Below are 20,720 nucleotides of genomic sequence, written 5' to 3' on the forward strand. Positions count from 1 at the left end.
GACAATCAGTTAGGTTTTATTTTACTCTTTATTATAGCGCTTTTGTGCCTCTTTTTTGCGTCTCTCACGACTTTGTTTTTCAATCGAGAGAATGATGACAAGAATGAGAATTGGAATCAAGATCAGGAAGTGATCCAGCGAAAGCCATTTACTGTGCTTAGCCGTTGTCTTTTTCCCACTTGCTGCTTCTTTGACAAGCTCTGGCTTGGCCCCTTCTTCTACCTTCATATCATCTCGGATACCTTCAGACAAGGTGTAGAGATCATTATCTACTGTCAGATAGCCATCTTTTACCGCAAGGGTCGGTTCTTTAGCACCTCTTTTGACCGTTGCATAGAAGGGTTTTTCAAGTGTATAGGTCTTGCCGTCAATCTTCTGGACACCTGCATCTAGCAATTTTTTATAGCCAAAATCTTTATAGGCTTTTTCGATCAAGGCATTGCCAAACGGGTGACGGTAATATTCCCCATCTTGGTCTGCCCAATCTCCTACGCCCATAATGACAGCAATTAAGCGCTGATTGCCCCGTTTGATGGTCGCGATATAGTTGAAAGCTCCACGAGGGCTTGAACCAGTTTTCAAACCATCCACACCTTTCAAGGCATACTTGGCTCCTGGCAATGAATAATTGTAGGTATCAAAGGTTTCCTCATATGGAGTCCCTTTTTTGACCGTGACTTGTGCTTGATTGGTATAGTTTAAAATATCTGGGTATTGATTGATAAAATGATAAACCAGAATCCCTAAATCACGCGCAGTTGTCTGGTTGGCCGCATCATTTGGATAATTGTTGACCTGATAGTAGCCCTGCAAGGTGGAGATGGCCGCCCCACTCGGGTTATTCCAGACCGTATTGGTCATCCCTAATTCCTTAGCCTTGGCATTCATGCGCTCGATAAAGGCATCTGGATCATTGTTGGACATGAGATTGGCCAACATGAGGGTCGATACATTTGAGGATGGAACCACTGTCATGGTAATCAACTCAGGAATTGTGTAGTCTACCCCAGCAACAATATTATTGTTGGAGATCTCATAGATCTTTCCGATCGCTTGGTCTGAAGCGGTCGCCTTGATCACTGTATCCTTACTGATCTTGCCATTTGCCATATCTTCAAACAAGAGATAGAGCGTCATGAGCTTACTCATGCTGGCAGGATCTCTGACTTCATCGATATTGTCTTTCCAAAGAACATTGCCCGTATTTCCGTCAATAATAAGCGAAGAATGTGGACGGTTAATGGCTTGGACATTGTCATTTGGATACATCTTTTGCGCCATATCCACCAATTCATCCGCACTCGCTAGAATTGGCTGGCATAAGAGACTCATAAGGAGGCAAATATGGATCAAATATTTTTTTATCATAAACTTTTCCTTTATAACAGACTAATCAGCTGGAGGCTAAAATAAGCTTCTAGCCCTCATGCCCTTTCCTCTTGTCTCCCAGTAGATGAAAAGAGCTAATCCCAGCAGATAATTACTTGTATTGTACCATATTTTGAAGCAGAAAAAAACCTATCTGGCCCGAATAAATCGGCGATAGGTCCTGTTTTTTATCGACTTAACAAGCTCAAGGCTTCCTTATCCGCAATAATGGTCACATTTGGATGTCCTTGAAGGGCACTAGCTGGCACTTTTTCTGTCCTTTCACCCTCTACTGTACCTTTGATTGCTTGGGCTTTTGATTCCCCATAAGCAAACAAGACAATTGATTTCGCAGCTAAGATATTGGCAATCCCCATCGAAATGGCTTGGGTTGGTACATCTTCGATCTTATCAAAGAAACGAGAATTGGCCTCAATGGTAGAGTCATCCAACTGAACTAAGTGGGTCTGACTATCAAAGGATGTCCCTGGCTCATTAAAACCGATATGCCCATTGCGTCCGATTCCCAAGATTTGGAGGTCCACTGGATGCTCTTCGAGTATTTTGTTATAACGGATCACTTCTTGATCAGCAGATTCTTCTACACCTGATGGGAGATAGCTTTCTTTGAATGGTTTGGCATCAAAGAGATTTTTCTCCATGAAATACCGATAAGATTGAGGATCATCTCCCGTCAATCCTACGTATTCATCTAAGTTCACACTGATTAGATTAGACAGATCCAGATCACTTTCACGAATTTGTTTATAAAACTCAAGGGGACTGCTTCCAGTCGCAAGACCTAAGGTTTGAGCACCTTCCTTTAAAGTTTCTTTCAATATATCAAAGGCAACTTTTCCACCCTCAATTTGGTCCTTTACTTCAATAATTTTCATTGGATAGACCTCCTATTTCTCTATGCTTTTATTATATGGTATAGACCAATTTTTGTCAAGTGAAACCGCTATCTTTTTCTGGCATTTTTTTCATTTTCAAGTCGATTCGTGATATAATGAAAGGTATGATTGTATCACTATTATTCATCATTTTTTTGATCGGACTCCTTGTCTTTCTCTTATCTTTCTTGATTCATCAAAGAAAGATTCTCAAGGTCCTGATCTTTTTGATGGGAATCAGCCTGATGCTCTTAGCTGTCGGGACTACCATCTATCTACTCACAAATTTATTATAAAAGGAGCGCTAATGAATACCAACGACTTTGACTTTGATTTGCCTGAAGAACTGATTGCTCAAACCCCTCTTGAAAAACGCGATGCCTCTAAACTCTTGATCCTCGATCGAAAAACAGGGCAATTCCAAGACCGTCATTTTGATGCAATTTTGGATGAATTGGAGCCAGGAGATGCTCTTGTCATGAACAATACGCGCGTTCTACCAGCCCGCCTTCATGGAGTCAAACCAGAAACAGGTGGTCACGTCGAATTCCTTCTCCTTAAAAATACGCAAGATGACTGTTGGGAAGTCTTGGCAAAACCTGCAAAACGCTTAAAGGTAGGGGCCACAGTCAGCTTCGGAGATGGTCGGTTGACCGCAACCGTTGAGGAAGAATTAGAGCACGGAGGCCGTATCGTTCGCTTCCACTACCAAGGGATCTTTTTAGAAGTTTTGGAAAGCCTTGGTGAAATGCCACTTCCTCCCTATATCCATGAAAAACTGGCTGACCGCGAGCGTTACCAAACCGTTTACGCCAAAGAAAATGGTTCTGCTGCAGCTCCGACGGCAGGTCTTCATTTCACCCAAGAATTGCTCCAAAAAATTGAAGCAAAAGGGGTTCACCTGGTCTATTTGACCCTTCATGTGGGCCTAGGAACCTTCCGTCCAGTATCTGTGGACAATCTTGAAGACCATGAGATGCACTCTGAATTCTACCAACTTTCTGAAGAAGCTGCTGCGACCCTTCGTCAGGTAAAAGCTGCAGGGAAACGCATCGTAGCCGTCGGAACGACTTCTATCCGAACTCTTGAAACGATTGGAAACAAATTTGATGGTGATATCCAAGCCGATTCAGGCTGGACCAATATTTTTATCAAACCAGGTTATGAATGGAAAGTCGTCGATGCTTTTTCTACCAACTTCCACCTTCCAAAATCAACTCTGGTCATGTTGGTTTCTGCCTTTGCCGGCCGTGAATTAACCCTAGAAGCATACCACCATGCGATTCAAGAACGCTACCGGTTCTTCAGTTTCGGGGATGCTATGTTCATCAAGTAAAGGAGTCTCTCATGAATAAAATTGAAAGCCGCCATCGCTTGATCCGCTCGATCATTTCTGAGCGTAGGATTCATACTCAACAAGAACTCCAGGAAGCCTTAGAAGCCAATGGTGTTCTCGTTACCCAGTCCACCCTTTCACGGGATGTCAAATCCTTGAATTTGGTAAAAATTAACGAGGGGGATAGTTCCTACTATGCCATGAACACCATCGCTCCTTCCCGTTGGGAAAAGCGCCTGCGGATGTATATGGAAGATGCCTTAGTCATGTTGCGGCCCGTTCAAAACCAGGTCGTTGTAAAAACTCTTCCAGGCCTCGCTCAATCTTTTGGAGCGATCTTAGATGCATTGGAACTCCAAGAAATTGTAGCCACCATCTGTGGAGATGATGTCTGTTTGGTTATCTGCGAAGACAACCAAGGAGCTTTGGATTGCTTTGAAAAATTAAAAGAATTCACCCCACCCTTCTTCTTTAGTAAATAAAAAGTTTGGAAACCAAGTTTCCAAACTTTTTATGTTGTAGCTAAGCGTTGAATGGCTTCTCGATAGATTTCCATCGCAGCATAGAGATCGTCAATTTTTGCTCGTTCATTGGCTTGGTGCTCGGTCTGTTCCGCACCTGGGAAAAGAGCCCCAAAAGCGACACAATTTTCCATGGTCCGCGCAAATGTCGCACCACCAGAAGACATAGCTGGCGTCTTATCACCAGTTTCTTCCTGGTAGACGGCCATCAAAGAGCTGACTAAAGGACTATCCAAAGGAACATATAAAGGAGCTAAATAATCAAACTCTTCATATTCCAACTGATAGCTGGCCGCAATTTCTTGCAAACGAGCTACCAAGGCATCCTTGTCTGCTAAGACGGGGATCCGAATATCAATTCCGATTTCCGATTGTTCTTGATCGATCACAAGGGTCGCAAGATTGAAGGAAAGATCCCCACTTGGTTCATCTGAAATAGGGCCAAATAGCGCTTCTCCCGTTGCATCCTCACCAACTGCATCTGCGATAAAGAGCAAAGCTGGATGGGGTTGGATGAGGGATAAACTTTCCGCTAAACCGACAATAGCATTCACTCCTTCAGCTGCATCTTTAGAATGCTTGGAAACACCCAAAACCGTTACAGAATCTTCTGTTTGGCTATACCGAACCCCACTTTGATCCAAAACAGGAAGCAACTCTTCCAAACGATGACCAGCATAGGTCGCCTTGTCTGGAACAACATTGAGGGCCTGACCAGCCTGTAAAGGAAGATCATCCCAACCTGGACCATGCAATTTCACTTGTAATAAGCCTTTTTCAGCATAGGTTAATGGGAAAGAGGAATCCGGTGCAAATCCAAGATCTGCTTGTTCTTCGATTTGGTTGTAGCGGTTCATACAGCGCCACAAGGTTTCTTCATCCGTCCCAAAGATAAAGCGGATTCGTTTGGTAAACTGGATGCCATCATCCAGCAAACTCTTGACTGCATAGAGGGCAGCAAGAGACGGTCCCTTATCATCCTGCACACCACGACCTACTATATAATCACCGACAATAGTCGCTTCAAAAGGTGGCGTTTGCCAATCTTGTAAATCACCGGCTGGAACAACATCCAAGTGACAAAGAACGGCCAGGAGTTCTTCCCCCTGACCGATCTCTGCATATCCATAGTATCCTTCAGGATCTATATATGTTTGAAAACCTAATTCTCGAGCAAGCTCTAAGGTTTTTTCTAGGACATCTTGGATAGCTTGTCCAAACGGTGTTCCATTTTCCCCTTCATTTAATACAGAAGGGTAAGAAATGATGGTTTGAAGCGAGTTTAAAAACTGCTCTTTTACATCGTTCTTTATTCTATTTTTCATGAAACACCTACTTTATTCTATTGCAAGAATGGAACCACAGTTCCTAGTAGAAGAAGGGCAATGGTGATCACAACAATCGCTACGACCAATTTACCCATGAATTTCCACCATGCACTCAAGTCAACACGTCCAAGAGCAAGAGCTCCCATTACGATACCTGAAGTTGGTGCGATCAAGTTCAAGACACCAGATGCAGATTGGTAAGCTGTGACAATCAAGCTACCTGGTACATTGACGAATTTACCAAGAGGTGCCATGATACCCATTGTTGCACTGGCAAGACCAGATGATGATGGGATCAAGAATGACATTGGCAAGTAGAAAATGTAAGTCAAGACAATGAACAATTGAGATGAAAGACCTTTAAGTCCTTCTTCACCCCAGTGAAGAATTGTCGCAGTGATCATACCGTCGTTCATGATGACTTGGATACCACGTGCTACCGCTACGATAAGAGCAACACTCAAGAGGTCAGCTGCACCATTCATGAAAGATGAAATGATTTTATCTTCTTTCAAGCCATAAATGATACCAACGAGGATTCCCATGAAGGCAAAGAGCATAGCTGTTTGTGGGAAGTACCATGTACCAAGAGCATCTGTGTTACCGATCAATTGACCAAGTACTGGAATTTTATGGAGAGATTCGTTAAAGTTGTTAAAGAATGTAATACCCAAATCTTTGAATGGGATAAATCCAGCAACCATGATAACGAATGTTGAGATGAAGACGACCAAGACACGTTTTTGTTTCTTGTTCATTTGTGAAGGAATTTCTTCGCCACTATCAACATTGAAGTGTTTCAAATCTTCTTCACGAGTTGCATAGGTGAGAGATTTGGTTGGGTCTTTTTGAACCTTATCTGCATAACGGTATACATAGTATGTGCTAAGTCCTGTCAATACGATCCAGAAGATCACACGAAGTAAGAGACCTGAAGCACTTGAGATACCTGCAGTATCAGATGCGATAACTGTCGCAAATGGGTTCAATGTTGACGCCAAACATCCGATTTGTGATCCTAAAAGGATAATGGCTACCCCTGTCAAGCTGTCAAAACCAACGGACATCATAACAGGTACAAGAAGTGGATAGAAGGCCATGGTTTCTTCACCCATACCATAAGTTGTACCACCAAGGGCAAACAATGGCATCAAGATCAAAATCAACATTTTTTCGCGGCCTTTGTATTTACGAACGATAGAAGCAATCCCTACATCAAGGGTACCTGTTTCGTTCACAACACCAAGGAAACCACCGACCATTAAGATGAAGAAGGCTACGTCAATCGCTGCACTAGTTGGTGCTTTACCAAGCATGGCATTGATTGGGGCCATCAAGACATCCCAAATCCCTTGAGGATGTGCTTTTACAGATTCATAACTACCTGCAATGATAGCACCTGCATCGTCAACCTTGTATTGACCAGCTGGAATAATCCAAGTTAACACTGCCATAATAGCAATGATAATTAACAATACGGAAAAAGATGAAGGCATCTTAAATCCTTTTTTCGTTTTTTCACTCATTTGTCTTCCTCCTAACGCAACAAAGTGTGAGTGATGTTTTACAAGAGTCTCTTGTAAAACGCTTACCTATAGATTTATTCTATCACAATAAGCTTTAAAATACTAGTTTTTTCCTAATTTTTCATTAGTCTTTTTGGATGATTGTTCCACTTTCAGACTCAATCAATGCTCCAAGATTTTCTAGTGAAGTGATCACTGCTTTTCCTTCTGGGCGACCATTTACAAAGGCGATGGCAGCTTCTACTTTAGGAAGCATGCTTCCTGGCGCAAATTGGTCTTGTTTGATATATTCTTCCAATTGAGCCACATTCACATGTTCCAATTTCGCTTGGTCTGGTTTGTTGTAGTTCACAAAGACATAATCGACACCAGTCAAGACGATGAAGAGGTCTGCTTCTACTAATTCAGCCAAACGTTGAGATGCGAAGTCTTTATCGATAACAGCTTCAACACCAGTCAAGCTACCATCTGCTTCTTTCACAACCGGGATACCACCACCACCGGCAGCTACAACGACTTGTCCGTCGTTCAACAAAGTACGAATGGTATTGATTTCTTTGATATCCACTGGTTTTGGTGAAGCCACAACTTTACGCCAACCACGACCAGCATCTTCTTTAAAGGTTGCACCTGATTTTTCAGCTTCTGCTTTCGCTTCTTCTTCTGAGTAGAATGGACCAATTGGTTTGCTGAGGTTAACAAAAGCTGGGTCGTTCTTATCAACAACGACTTGTGTCACAACAGAAGCCACGTCTTTTTCGATGCCTTCTTCAAGAAGAGCATTTTGAAGAGCATTTTGAAGCCAGTAGCCAATGCTTCCTTCAGTCATTGCAACTAATGAATCCAATGGAAAAGCTGGGTTCTTTTCAGAATTTGCAGCCAAGTGTTGGAGCAAGAGGTTTCCTACTTGAGGACCATTTCCGTGAGTGATGATCAAGTCATCCCCATTTTTGATTAATTTAACTAAATGTTTAGCTGTTTCTACAAGTGCTTCTTGTTGAGCTTTTGCAGAAGGATCAGATGAGAGAATGGCATTTCCTCCCAAAGCAACGACGATTTTTCTTGACATAAAGGTTCCCTTTCTATAAAAAATAGGGGCAGGACTAAAGCTAGCAGTCCAGCCCCTATAGCTGTTGGTATACGGTTATAAAGTCTTAAACTTTTGGAATGTACAAGTTACCAAGAGTAGCTGCCATAACCGCTTTGATAGTGTGCATACGGTTTTCAGCTTGGTCAAAGTGACGAGCATATTTGCTGCGGAACACTTCGTCAGTAACTTCCATTTCTTTTACTCCGAATTTTTCAGCAACATCTTTACCGTAAACAGTGTTTGTATCGTGGAAGGCTGGCAAGCAGTGCAAGAAGATCAAGTCTTCGTTATCAGCTTTCTTAATCAAATCCATGTTTACTTGGTAAGGTTTCAAAAGGGCAACACGTTCTGCAAATTTGTCTTCTTCACCCATTGATACCCAAACGTCAGTGTAAAGTACGTCTGCACCTTTCACAGCTTCGTCAGCATCTTCAGTGATCAAGATATGAGCGCCACTTTCTTTTGCAAATCCTTCTGCCAATTCAACGATTTCTTTTTCTGGGAAGAGTTCTTTTGGTGAGAAGATGTGTACATTCACACCAAGGATAGCACCTGTTACAAGAAGGCTGTTTGCAACGTTGTTACGTCCATCACCACAGTATACAAGTGTCAAACCTTCCAAACGTCCAAAGTTTTCTTGAACTGTCAAGTAGTCTGCAAGCATTTGAGTTGGGTGCCATTCGTCAGTCAAACCATTCCATACTGGAACACCTGAGAATTCAGCCAATTCTTCAACCATACGTTGGCTGAAACCACGGAATTCAATACCATCAAACATACGTCCAAGAACTTTAGCAGTATCTTCTGTAGATTCTTTTTTACCAAGTTGGATGTCGTTTGCACCTAGGTATTCTGGGTGAGCACCAAGGTCGATAGCTGCTGTTGTGAAGGCAGCACGAGTACGAGTTGAAGTTTTTTCAAACAAAAGCGCAATGTTTTTACCAGCAAGGTAGCGGTGGTCGATGTTGCGTTTTTTAAGGTCTTTCAAGTGAGCTGAAAATCCGATAAGGTATTCTAACTCTGCACGTGTAAAGTCTTTTTCTGCCAAGAAGCTACGTCCTTGGAACACTGAATCTGTCATTAATTATCTCCTTTAATTATGCTTGATAGGATCCTGTCATTCAGTTTAGAGGGCTCAGTTTAGACACTGAGCCCGTCTAACCTGTAGAAGGATGATTAGATTTCTTCACGTTCAAATGGCATTGACATACAACGAGGTCCACCACGACCGCGAACCAATTCACTTCCGCGGATCTTGATCAAACGAAGTCCGTATTCTTCTAATTTCTTGTTTGTGACTGTGTTACGATCGTATACGACTACCACACCAGGTGCGATTGTAAGTGTATTTGAACCGTCGTTCCATTGTTCACGAGCAGCTGCAACCACATTGCCATCACCACAAGGGATCAATGTAACTTTTTCAACACCAAGGTTTTCAGCAAGCAATTCTGCCAAATCCCCTTTTTCTTCAACAATCTTCAATGCTTCATTTTCATATGTTACAGAGAAGACACGAAGGTTTCCTTGGATTTCTGGGTGGATTGTAAATTTATCGTAGTCCACCATTGTGAATACTGTATCCAAGTGCATGAATTTACGGTTGTTCGCAAATTCGAAGGCCAATACTTTCTTGAAGCCAACGTTCTTCTTGAAGATGTTTACCAACAATTTTTCAATAGATGCAGCATCAGTACGTTGTGAGATACCAACTGCCAAAACATCTTTAGAAAGAACGAGTTCATCCCCACCTTCGATACGAGTATCTTCTTCACGGTTGTAAACCAATTCTACATTACCACCATATACTGGGTGATATTTGAAGATATATTTACCATACAAAGTTTCACGGTTACGTGTATCAGCATACATGTGGTTCAATGATACTGCATTCCCAATTGTAGCAAATGGGTCACGTGTGAAGTACAAGTTTGGCATTGGATCAATCGCAAATGGATAGTCAGATTCAACAAGGTCTGTCAAGCCTTTGTCAGCTTCAGGAATTTCTGGAAGCTCAGCTTTTTGGAAACCAGCCATTGTTTTTTCAACCAATTCTTGGTTGTCTTCAATACCACGAAGGATTTCGCGAATAGCGTTTTTAGTTTGGCGTCCACGAATGTTTGCTTCATCAAGATATTCTTCGATGAATTGTTCGCGAATTTCTGGAGTAGTCAATGACTCAGCTGCCAATTTTTCAAGATAAAGTACTTCGATTCCTTCGTTACGAAGCGCTTGAGCAAAATTGTCGTGTTCTTTTTGTGCATCTTCCAAGAATGGAATATCATCAAAAAGAAGACGCTCTAGATAGTCAGGCATCAAGTTTTCCAACTCTTTACCTGGACGGTGCAACATTACTTTTTTCAGTTTTCCAATTTCTGAGAAAACATGAATTGGTTTAGTTGACATCTGTCATCCTCCTTTTTTCTTTGAGCTTGTTCACAAGCTTATTACAGTTGTTATTATAGTCTTTAATGATACCGCTTTCACAAAGGATTCTACTTTTTGAATGCAAAGAATTTTGCGTTTTTTTGAATCTTTCCTATTTTTTAGTTAATATGAAGCGTTTTCTTTGCATATTTTGCCTTTTATATTATTTTTATGAATATATATTTTTTTGTAAAAAATAAAAAAAGATCAACAAATTAGTTGATCTCTTCAAAACTTTTTAAAAAGTAGGCTGTATCTAGAAAAGTTAGTTGTTTTCTCTCATACTGGATCTTATGAGAATCGATGAGTTTCTTTAAAACTTGATTGACAGTTTCTCGAGTTGTGGCTGCTAATTTGGCGATTTCCTTCATACTAATTGGAAATGGAAGTTGATTTCCAAGGCTTTCATAGTCCTTGCACAGAATGGCTAAGGATTGAATCACACGCTCACTGGCACTAGCTGTCACGACATTGCGCAAGCGCAACTCTTGAAATTCTAAGATGGAGGAGAGCTTTCTCATAATAAAGAGCAACTGCTCCTTGCTCTCTTGGGCATATAATTCATAGAGATTGACGGGAATCACGAAACAACGCAAATCCGTCACCGCACTAGCTGTATAGTGGTAACGCTCATCCTGGAACATCCCACCATAAGGGAACAGAGCCCCCTTCTTTATATAATCCATATAGGAGAATTGGTCAGACGAATCAAATTGCTCAATACGGGCAAAGCCTTTTGCCAGAAGAAAAATGCGCTCCCGCCTATCTCCTGCATAAAACAAAATTTGTCCTTTAGGGATATCCCTGGCATGAATTTCAACAGCTAATTTATCAAATAGCTCCACTGGTAGCGCAGAAAAGGCTGGATGCGAGCGGAGCAATTGGTAATCTTCCTTTGTAATCATGTCTATACTTCCTCTTATTACTATTATTAGTATAACATACTTTTTATAGAAAAGGGAAAGAAGTCTCTTTGGAACAGAAAAGTAATTCGAAACACCAAGTGAATTTCATCCTACTTTGATAGAATAAAAGGCCTGAGCAACCCTCAGACCTTTTGTCGATTATTCATTCATATTGACACGATGCCATTCATTGATAACATAAGCCAATTGTCCCAATTGATAAAGACCAACGCCACTGATTTCAGAACTTTCTGGAGTCGTACCTCCAAGTCCTGCAGTGTAAATGGCAACCAAATAAGGAGTCGATTCACGGACAATCGCATCCACATTGAGCGCTTCCGCAACATAGCCCGGTTTTTGTTGAATGACCAAATCTGGCAAGAATTTCTTATAGTACTCACCTGGGAAAGACTCCCCAATCAATTCCAACAAATCTGCATATTTTTCTTGATGATTCCAAAGATATTGCAAGACATGGATATAATAATCCGTTGTCGTTTTATTATCTTCGCTAAAGGTTTTGACTTCTGGTGAGCGAGATTGACCATAGCGACTAAATAACTTGCGCGCTTGCTCCATTCCCCCTAAACGATCTGCCAAGGCATAGGCTGGGGTATTTTCAGAGTAAACTAATGAATAGCGTTGCATATCAGGGATAGACATGGCTCCATCAAAGGCAGCAACGTAATTGTCATGTTCCCCTACATATTCATAGTAGGTATTGTTAATGTCAAACCGATCTGTTAAATTGAGTTTCCCCTTTGTGACCTCATCCACCACCAACATGTTCAACGGTAGCTTATAGGTACTTCCTGCCGTCATTGGTTGAAGATCATTCATGGCAAATTGCTCTCCTGTAATGGCATTGCGATACGTGAAGGCAACTTGTGACGGATCAATTCCACTTTCTGCTAGGAAATCCTGGACAACTTCTACCAAACCCTTATTAGCATAATCATAAACAAGGCCATAAGCACTCATCGTTTCCATGTCTGCGTCTACTACTGCTTGCTTAGCTTCAGGAGATTTGACACGTGGTTTTTTCGTCTCAGGCGTAGACTGTTCTATATCTTTTTCTTTTGCTTCTTTTGCTTCTTTTGTTTTCTTTGCTTTTTTTTCAATTGCTGATGCTGTTGGTTGCGTAATATGCAAGTAGCCCAGTGCGCTTGTTCCCACTAAGCACAATAGAATACTGACCGCAATCATGATCGAGCGTAGATTAAAATATTTTTTCATACGAGATTAATTATAAAAGATTCTACTGAAAATAACAAGAATTATCAGAAAGAGAAAACGGTTTCTTTTTAAAAAGTTTTTTTCTTTTCATAAAAGGCTTATTTACGTTTAAAAGAGCCCATAATTAGCTTAGCAATCTCACGCGCAATCGTCCGGAATAAGGAACTCAAGAAGGAATCCTTGGCTTTTTCAAGACTGGATTTTCTTGGGCGACCTGGACTGCGTTTTTGCTCTGCTTTTTCCGCCGCAGCTCGTTCTTTTTCTGCTTCTTTTTGCTCTTCTTCTTTTGCTTCCTTGCTTGCTTTAGCTGCTAATTTTTCATAGGCAGATTCCCGATCAATCGTCGTCGCATACTTTTGATGGAAAGGCGATGTCGTGATTAAGGCCAATTGTTCACTTTCATTTAAGAGGTCAAAACTCGATTGAGGAGAGAGAATATAAGCACGCTCAACAACACTAGGTTGCCCCTTCTCATTCAGGAAAGAAACCAAGGCTTCCCCTGTCCCTAATTCTGTGATCACTGTTTCTGTATCAAAGTCTGGATTCGGACGAAAACTTTGGGCAGCCACCTTGATGGCCTTCATTTCTTTTGGTGTATAAGCTCGAAGCGCATGCTGCACACGATTTCCAAGCTGTGCCAAAACAGATTCTGGTAGATCTTGAGGATTTTGGGTAATAAAGTAAATCCCTACACCCTTAGAACGAATCAGGCGCACGACCTGCTCGACCTTCTCAAGAAAGAGCTTGCTTGCATCCTTAAAGAGGAGATGGGCTTCATCAAAGAAGAAAACCAGTTTTGGCTTTTCGGGATCCCCAACCTCGGGAAGTGTTTCAAAGAGGCGAGACAACATCCAAATTAAAAAGGTTGAATACAATTTTGGTGAATGAAAGAGCTTTGTAGCCGAAAGAATATTGATATACCCACGCCCTGATGCATCGAGTTGCATAAAGTCATTTAAATCAAGTGCAGGCTCTCCGAAAAACTGATCCGCTCCTTCTTCTTCAAGAACCAAGAGGCTTCTTTGGATCGCACCGACAGATTGTTTGGTGATATTACCATATTGGGCAGAATAGTCTGAGCTGTGTTCATAGACTTCCTTTAAAAGGCTTTGCAGGTCCTTCAAATCAATCAAAGGCCAATCTTTCTCTTGAGCCACTTTAAAGACAATTGCAAGAATTCCTGATTGAGTTTCATTCAAATCAAGCAGACGAGAAAGAAGCAATGACCCCATCCCTTCGACGGTCGCCCGAACAGGATGACCAGCTTGGCCAAAGACGTCCCACAATCGAACTGGGAAGGCTTGTGGCTCAAATGGATCTGTGATCCCAAGAAGCTTGTAGCGTTCTTCCAGTTTTGGTGTCCATTGCCCTGCTTTAGCTAAGCCAGATAAATCTCCCTTGATATCGGCTAGAAAGACCGGAATGCCTTCTTTGCTTAATTTTTCTGTTAGGACCTTGAGAGTAACCGTTTTTCCTGTTCCTGTTGCACCTGCAATCAAGCCATGACGATTCAACATCCGCAAATAGATAGGCGTCTCAACGGCTCCTTTAGTAATGGTAATACTAGTCATTTCATTTCTCCCTGAATCTTTCAGTTTTCATTTTAAGGTTTATCTTTCCTTGCCTAGGCCCTTCAAATCAGGCTTCAGACAAGTAAGACACACTCCTACTAGTGTATCATTTTCCTGACCAAACGCAAGAAATTATACTCCGATTTTCCAGATGCAAATAAAAAAATCTATAAGAGCCAATACTTGCTCTTATAGATTCCTTCATTTTATTATTTTGCTGCTGCAAACAATTCATTAACTTTATTCCAGTTGATCACTGAGAAGAAAGCTTTGATGTAGTCAGGACGTACGTTACGGTATTTCACGTAGTAGGCATGTTCCCAAACATCCAAACCAAGGATTGGTGTTTCACCTTCAGAGATTGGTGTATCTTGGTTTGCTGTTGAAGTCACTTCGAGTTTGCCTTCTTTGTTGACAACCAACCATGCCCAGCCAGAACCAAAACGTGTTGTTGCTGCTGCTGTGAAGGCTGCTTTGAAATCTTCAAATGAACCAAATGTAGCATCAATAGCTGCAGCAAGTTCTGCTGAAGGAGCTGTTTGTTCTGGAGTCATCAATTCCCAGAAAAGAGCATGGTTCAAATGACCACCACCATTGTTGATCACTGCTTGGCGAATGTCAGCTGGAATGGATTCAACATCAGCTAACAAGCTTTCAAGGTCTTCTCCAATTTCAGGATGTTTTTCAAGAGCTGCATTCACATTGTTTACATATGTTTGATGGTGTTTATCATGGTGCAAATGCATGGTTTCTTCATCAATATAAGGTTCCAATGCATCATAAGCATATGGTAATTCTGGTAAAATGATAGCCATTTTATGGTCCTCTTTTCTTTATTACTGACTTGATGATAACGCAAACAGCTAAATTATTCAACTAATCTGCTTGCGATTTCATTCATCGTTAGACGCTATTCGCTACTTTCAACAGGGCCAAATCAAATAAGTAGTCTTTTTCATATGTTCCACTTTTAATCGCATAATCCGTCTCGATGAAAGTCATCATAGCCTGCTTCAAAAAGGACAGGGTAAGCCTGCGGCTATCCCGTAAAGCAAACTTCACCTGATAAGGATTGACCTTGCGTCCTGACAACTCCGACAAGCTCGCTACAATTTGGCTTTCGGATTGGCCTTCTTCTGAGAAAATTTTAACTTGAGAAAACATTCGGAATTGCCCCAACAAAATAGCGATCAATTTTATTTCATCTTCTCCTTGTAAGCGAAGATCCTTAACCAAATTCCTGGCTTGATCGATTTGGCGTTTGAGAATCATCTGTGTCAGATCAAAAATATTATCTTGCAAGGACTTTGGAACAACCTCCTCGATATCTTGGAGGGTAATCTGACCATCTTCTTTATAAGCCTGCAATAGAGCGAGATTCTTCTGTAACTCTCCAAAATCATAGCCAGATTTTAAGAGCAACTGGTCCAAGGAATCGCCCACAAAGTGTAAGCCCAATTCTTGCGCCTGACCAGAAAAATAACGCTTTAAATCTTGCTCTTTAGGAGTGGTCGCTTCAATGATTTGGGCATCCCGTTTTAGGAGTTTGACCAAGCGGCGCTTACTATCTAATTTTCCTTCTGCAAATATCACCAAACGGGTCGATTCAGAAGGATTTTCCAGATAATTTTCAAATTGCTTCAGATCTTCATCGGTTAAATTGCGTTTTTTGACAGTGGTCAAATCCAATAAGTGATCCAAAATCACGATTTTTTCATCTGCAAAAAAGGGAAGACTGACCAAATCCAGCTCGACCTCAGCATAGGAGGCTTCCTTCATATCAAAATAAGAATAATTCAAATCTGAGGGATCATAGCCTATTTTTTTTAAAATGTCTTTTTTTAACCATTCAAATTGACCTACATCCTCACCCGTCAAAACAAGAATAGGAGGCAGAGTTTGAACCGTCAGATGTTTAGTGTCAATAATTGCTTGCATGAAACTCTCTTATCTTTATCAGTTTAGTGGATTTCGTGTTCAGCAGCCATTTTTTGTTCCAATGGTGGTTTTTCATCAGACAAATCAGGTGCTGCTACAAAATTAGGAATTTGCTCAAACGAGTTGCCGCCAAAGCTCCCCCCTGTCGCTGTGACCTGTGGTTCAGAAGCCACTCCCATAGGAGTTTCTACTGGTTGTGGGAAGGTGTTTTTCCCTGGAAGCATCATGAGAATCAAGAGAGAAATAACTGTAATTACCCAAAGAAATAGGAAAATATCTAGACCCGTCAACAAATAGAGCAGAACCGGACCAAGGTTCAAAAAGATCCAAGACCAATGGATTCCCGCATCCCGCAAGCGACGCACACAAATGGCTTGACTGGGTACCAAAATGAGGAAGTAAAAGAATGCTAAGAAAGCGAGCGCCCATAAACCTGTCTTAGAATGAACAGTTGAAAAATTGAGCGTTTCTTGAGCATTTTGATGGGATAAAGAGGCCACGATGTAAAAGACCCAAAGAGGCAACGAAATCAGGGAATTCCAGAAAAAAGCTAGCCAAAAATGGGCCCGACTGGTCTTACTTGAAAAATCTGCATACTGTATCCAAAATTGCTTAAATGCGTTCATACGATTCTACCTTTACATTGATTTCACTTTCTATAATAGCAATTTTCAGCATAGAAAGCAAACCTCTCCTCGTCTCTAGCGGACCGTTTCTACCCTCCAATGGTCCCACCCAATCAAGCGAATTGCTCCCCTTTCATCGGTACGAAGATAAGAAATAGAGCGTTCCTCTAGACGATCGAGCAATTCTTTATGGGGATGTTGGTAGCGATTTTTCTTTCCAACAGAGATCAAGGCCAACTGAGGATGTAACTGATCTAAAAACACATCACTAGAGGAACCTTTAGATCCGTGGTGGCCTACTTTCAAGATATCCACTTGTAATTGTGGATCGTTTTTCAATAGTTTTTTCTCTCCGGCTTCTTCTAGATCACCTGTGAACAAAAATCGTTTCTGATAGAACTGTCCATAGAGGACAATCGAATCATCATTTTTACCATCTCCCACTTCATCAGGGGATAAGACTTCTAGATCATGATCAAAAATAGGAAGTCGATCCCCTCTTTGGACTACTTTAATCGGGCTATGAAGTTGTTTCAATTTCTCTCGAAATTGAGAATTAGTTAGACTACCTGGACTGACATACACTTTTTTAACTGGGATTTGTTTGGCAACCTCCACCATATCGCCCATATGGTCCTGGTCTGTATGAGTCAAGACCAGCGCATCGATTTTTCCAACACCTCGACTCTTGAGATAGGGAATCAAGGTTTTATCCGCATTGGCAGATTGACTGCGCTCTTGCCACTTGTCTCCACTTTTAAAAGTGACGCGTCCTCCGACATCAATCAATATGGTTCTTCCTTTCCAATCGCGTAAAAAGATACTGTCTCCTTGACCGATATCCACCATGGTAATCTCATTTTCTAAAGGATGCTTGGTCCAACAAAAGATGAGTAGAATCATACCTATTAACAGGAAACGACGTTTTTTTTGCTTTCGAAGATCATACAAGATCCCTAAAAGAAGGAAGAGAGCAATCAGAGCTGGTCCCGTCGGCTGACCAAATACCAAAGGTAGCGACGTGAGCTTTGCAATCCAACGAATACACTCCTCTATGAGAAGAAAGAAACTGTTAAAAATTGTAAGGGGCTTTAGAATCGATAAGATAAATAGCACCGTTAAACCCGGAAGAAGGACAAGGTCAAATAAGAAAGAAAAGAGGAAGGTTAAAGGGAGTGACCAGGGTTGAAAGACACTAAAGTAATAGGTCAAAAGAGGCAAAATCCCCAGGCTAATCCAGAAACTTTCCACTAGTATCTTTTTAAGTCCTGAATAAGAACTGGTATCTACCAAGGTCAAAATAAAGGCATAGGCACAACTCAAAACTCCTCCAGCTGTCAGGAGAAACTTGGGCATGAGAAACATTAAAAGCAGCAAGGTCATCGCCATATTCTCCATCCCTCGGATCCCTTTTTGAGAGAGGATCTTTTGCAAGAGACTGCGAACCACTGAAACTGAAAAACCTGTCAAGCCAGCATAGACCAAAGAAATTGGAACCATCCAGATATCAACTGTTTCTTGCAAGATTCCTAGACGTAAGAGAGCTTTCCGGATCCCATTGATGAAAAAGCCAACCTGCATCCCAGATAAGGCGAATAAATGGATGATTCCTAAACTCGTGTAAAGCTGGTCCATCTCTTCAAAATCCGTATCTAAATAGCCAAAAAGAAGGCCAGTCATATACTGGTTCATCGGTTGCGGAAAGTGCTCCTTGCTCCAAACAATGGCTTGGCGCCTCCATTGAGATAGCCAGTCAAAAACATTCCAAGTCTGTCTAGGAAGTGCGGATTGGATCGCTTCAATTTTTATTTGATAGTGAATCCCCTGTGTTTGCAAATAAGACCTGTAGTCAAATCCTCTAAAATTTCGCTGCCCTTCTGGTTTTTCTATAACACCTTTATATGTCAACTCCAGCAAGTGGGTTTGACTTTGCCACTGATGTTTTTCTTTTTCTGATTTTAAAGTGTAGAAGACTTGATAGGTTCTTCCCTGATTTTTAGCACGAAAAGACAGGGCATCCCCATTGATCTTGATAGTATCTGGAATCAGGCGTAAGTGGGGTGGCAGCTGACTTTCTACTTGTACTGGATTATCCTGTAGTCGCTGAAAGACAAAGAAGGCCGCAAAACAAAGGGTTGCTAAAGCAAGCCCTAGCAAACTTGAGCGATCCCCTTTATAGTGATGAACTGCTAAAATTCCCACTACTACTAGACCGCTGATTGAAAGCCAAGATGATTGATAGACACTAAAATACAACCAAAGGAGTACAAAGGCGAGATGGATAAGCGAAAAAGGAAGGTCTTTAATCCACCGTAAAAGCATCTCTTAGTTTCTCCAGTGTTTTCTCTCCGATTCCTGAAACATTCTTCAGATCATCCACTGATCGAAAAGGACCATTTGCCTCGCGATAGGCGATAATGTCCTGGGCACGTTTCTGGCCAATGCCTGATACGGTTTGAAGCTCTGATTCGGTTGCTCGATTTAAATGGACCTTGCCTGTTTTTTCTGCTGGCACTGACGAAGTTGCAGGACTTTCTGAACTCCCAAGTGCTGGAACATCCTCTCCTTCTTTAGCAACATAGATCACTGCTTCATCGGAGAGTTTTTGCGCCAAGTTGACCGATTGGCTATTGGCATCTGCTGTCATCCCGCCTGCCTTATAAATAGCATCATGGACTCTGCTATTGTAGCGCAACTCATAGACACCTGGTTGTTTGACGGCTCCTTTGACATCGACCGTAATGATCTCGGGTGAATCAGACACAGAAGTCGCCGTCTTTTCTTCTTGGGAACTAGAGGTCTGCACTTTTTCTTTGCTCGAAGTTGAACTAGAAGCCTGATAAAGATCCGGTATAGTGGATGCACTTGACTGAGGTCGATGAAAAAGAAAATACCCTCCAAGTAAGAGTCCGATAGCAGTAAGGGCTAAAAAGAGCTTATATTCTTTGATTTTTTCAATGATATCCTCCATAAGAAACCTCCTCTCACTTTTATTATTCGTAAAAATAAAAAAAACTGAGAAAAACTCTCAGTTTTTTTACTTGTTTTTCCGATGTTTGTCTGGATCCCATACAAAGCTTGCTAGGTAACTAAAGAGCAAGGTCAAGATGCCCACGACTAATACAAGGGGAATCAAAAGGATTTTTAACAAACGAATCAAGATAAAAGGTTTTGTTGGGGTGTTGATCGCTTGCGCTTCCGCATCCAAGCGGTCAAACTCCTCTTGGATACGGCGGGCAACTTCTGCCACTCCTTCGTCATTCATCTTTTTAATATCCGAAATATCGATGGGATGTCCAAAGTTCATATCAATGCGTTCACCCGTTGCCAACCCTTTCAAGTCTCTTGGACCAGTATAAGTCACTGGCATGATACGGACCTTCGCCATTTTAGCAATGATGGCAACACCGCCTTTGACGTCTTGAGAATGACGGCTTCCACTTGGGAACATAATCAAGGAACGGTTGCTCTTTTTCAGCATATTGACAGGATACTTAATGGCTTCTGCTCCCGGATTTTCACGGTCGATCGGAAATGCCCCACACATGCGAATCCACCAGCCAAAAATACGATTGGTGAAGAGCTCTTTTTTTGCCATAAAGATAAACTGCTTTGGCTTGGTTGCAAAGGCCATATAGACCGGATCCCACCAAGTCCGGTGAGGGGATACCAAGATGTAGTTCTCTTCCCGATCTGGAATATTGTCCTTATGATGGTAATGGGCGTTCCCATTTAAAACCCAAAGAATAAAGGCAACAAGGCCACGTAAATAGGTATAAAACATAGTTGTTCCTCAAATCCATTTCATTCGTCTCTCTACAAGATATTCCATCCTGTAAAAGGTTCTTTCTTATTATACCGTATCCTGATTTTGACCGCAAACCTTTTTTAGATAAAAATTGTCTCAGCGGACCGATTCTAGATAGTCTTTTTCTCAAAAAAATGATATCAT

The 20,720-nt window shown here is 41.5% G+C and carries 18 protein-coding genes; 2 read left to right on the forward strand and 16 right to left on the reverse strand.

What is annotated here, in order from left to right; translation table 11 throughout:
* Positions 1-21: 21 nt before the first annotated feature.
* Entirely contained in the window at positions 22-1,368 is a 1,347-nt protein-coding gene (locus ABVF55_RS07685; protein ID WP_049506137.1) for a DUF1958 domain-containing protein, read from the reverse strand.
* Between the two features lie 188 nt (positions 1,369-1,556).
* Positions 1,557-2,264: a glucosamine-6-phosphate deaminase gene (locus ABVF55_RS07690; RefSeq protein WP_049506139.1), complete on the reverse strand. Its 708-nt coding sequence runs from the start codon at positions 2,262-2,264 to the stop codon at positions 1,557-1,559.
* Between the two features lie 307 nt (positions 2,265-2,571).
* Here ABVF55_RS07690 and queA point away from each other — a divergent pair, with 307 nt between their 5' ends.
* Both queA and ABVF55_RS07700 read left to right on the forward strand, forming a co-directional pair.
* A complete protein-coding gene (gene queA / locus ABVF55_RS07695; RefSeq protein ID WP_003006367.1) occupies positions 2,572-3,600 on the forward strand; it encodes a tRNA preQ1(34) S-adenosylmethionine ribosyltransferase-isomerase QueA in 1,029 nt (342 codons plus the stop codon).
* Between the two features lie 11 nt (positions 3,601-3,611).
* Positions 3,612-4,082 (forward strand): arginine repressor, encoded by a 471-nt coding sequence (locus tag ABVF55_RS07700; protein WP_003006364.1) that lies wholly within the window; start codon positions 3,612-3,614, stop codon positions 4,080-4,082.
* 29 nt (positions 4,083-4,111) lie between these two features.
* On the opposite strand, the gene ABVF55_RS07705 is transcribed toward ABVF55_RS07700, so the two are convergent.
* The 14 genes from ABVF55_RS07705 to ABVF55_RS07770 all read right to left on the reverse strand — a co-directional run bounded on the left by ABVF55_RS07705 (position 4,112) and on the right by ABVF55_RS07770 (position 20,552).
* Positions 4,112-5,446 (reverse strand): dipeptidase, encoded by a 1,335-nt coding sequence (locus tag ABVF55_RS07705; protein ID WP_445285164.1) that lies wholly within the window; start codon positions 5,444-5,446, stop codon positions 4,112-4,114.
* Between the two features lie 17 nt (positions 5,447-5,463).
* Positions 5,464-6,975 (reverse strand): YfcC family protein, encoded by a 1,512-nt coding sequence (locus ABVF55_RS07710; protein ID WP_049486413.1) that lies wholly within the window; start codon positions 6,973-6,975, stop codon positions 5,464-5,466.
* 124 nt (positions 6,976-7,099) lie between these two features.
* Positions 7,100-8,044 carry a carbamate kinase gene (gene arcC, locus ABVF55_RS07715; RefSeq protein WP_445285165.1) on the reverse strand — a complete coding sequence of 315 codons (945 nt, stop codon included), beginning with the start codon at positions 8,042-8,044 and terminating at the stop codon, positions 7,100-7,102.
* A gap of 85 nt (positions 8,045-8,129) precedes the next feature.
* Positions 8,130-9,146, reverse strand: coding sequence for an ornithine carbamoyltransferase (gene argF, locus ABVF55_RS07720; RefSeq protein WP_445285166.1), 1,017 nt, complete (start codon positions 9,144-9,146; stop codon positions 8,130-8,132).
* A gap of 95 nt (positions 9,147-9,241) precedes the next feature.
* A complete protein-coding gene (arcA, locus tag ABVF55_RS07725; protein ID WP_003002445.1) occupies positions 9,242-10,471 on the reverse strand; it encodes an arginine deiminase in 1,230 nt (409 codons plus the stop codon).
* A 236-nt stretch (positions 10,472-10,707) separates the two neighbouring features.
* Positions 10,708-11,397 carry a Crp/Fnr family transcriptional regulator gene (locus ABVF55_RS07730; protein WP_347111771.1) on the reverse strand — a complete coding sequence of 230 codons (690 nt, stop codon included), beginning with the start codon at positions 11,395-11,397 and terminating at the stop codon, positions 10,708-10,710.
* A gap of 159 nt (positions 11,398-11,556) precedes the next feature.
* Positions 11,557-12,633, reverse strand: coding sequence for a serine hydrolase (locus ABVF55_RS07735; RefSeq protein ID WP_445285167.1), 1,077 nt, complete (start codon positions 12,631-12,633; stop codon positions 11,557-11,559).
* Positions 12,634-12,731: 98 nt separating this feature from the next.
* On the reverse strand, positions 12,732-14,204 hold the full coding sequence (locus tag ABVF55_RS07740; protein ID WP_445285168.1) for a helicase HerA-like domain-containing protein: 1,473 nt from the start codon (positions 14,202-14,204) through the stop codon (positions 12,732-12,734).
* A gap of 209 nt (positions 14,205-14,413) precedes the next feature.
* Positions 14,414-15,019: a superoxide dismutase SodA gene (gene sodA, locus ABVF55_RS07745; RefSeq protein ID WP_445285169.1), complete on the reverse strand. Its 606-nt coding sequence runs from the start codon at positions 15,017-15,019 to the stop codon at positions 14,414-14,416.
* A gap of 88 nt (positions 15,020-15,107) precedes the next feature.
* Positions 15,108-16,142, reverse strand: a complete 1,035-nt coding sequence (gene holA, locus ABVF55_RS07750; RefSeq protein WP_445285170.1) for a DNA polymerase III subunit delta — start codon at positions 16,140-16,142, stop codon at positions 15,108-15,110.
* Positions 16,143-16,165: 23 nt separating this feature from the next.
* A complete protein-coding gene (locus ABVF55_RS07755) occupies positions 16,166-16,768 on the reverse strand; it encodes a DUF805 domain-containing protein (RefSeq protein ID WP_315375178.1) in 603 nt (200 codons plus the stop codon).
* A 75-nt stretch (positions 16,769-16,843) separates the two neighbouring features.
* Complete coding sequence (locus tag ABVF55_RS07760) at positions 16,844-19,090, reverse strand: DNA internalization-related competence protein ComEC/Rec2 (RefSeq protein WP_445285171.1); 2,247 nt, start codon at positions 19,088-19,090, stop codon at positions 16,844-16,846.
* Positions 19,071-19,739 carry a helix-hairpin-helix domain-containing protein gene (locus ABVF55_RS07765; RefSeq protein ID WP_445285172.1) on the reverse strand — a complete coding sequence of 223 codons (669 nt, stop codon included), beginning with the start codon at positions 19,737-19,739 and terminating at the stop codon, positions 19,071-19,073. The genes ABVF55_RS07760 and ABVF55_RS07765 overlap by 20 nt, the downstream gene beginning before the upstream one ends.
* 66 nt (positions 19,740-19,805) lie before the next feature.
* A complete protein-coding gene (locus ABVF55_RS07770) occupies positions 19,806-20,552 on the reverse strand; it encodes a lysophospholipid acyltransferase family protein (RefSeq protein WP_003006324.1) in 747 nt (248 codons plus the stop codon).
* Between the last annotated feature and the right edge of the window lie 168 nt (positions 20,553-20,720).

It is taken from the genome of Streptococcus sp. KHUD_012, assembly GCF_052588255.1.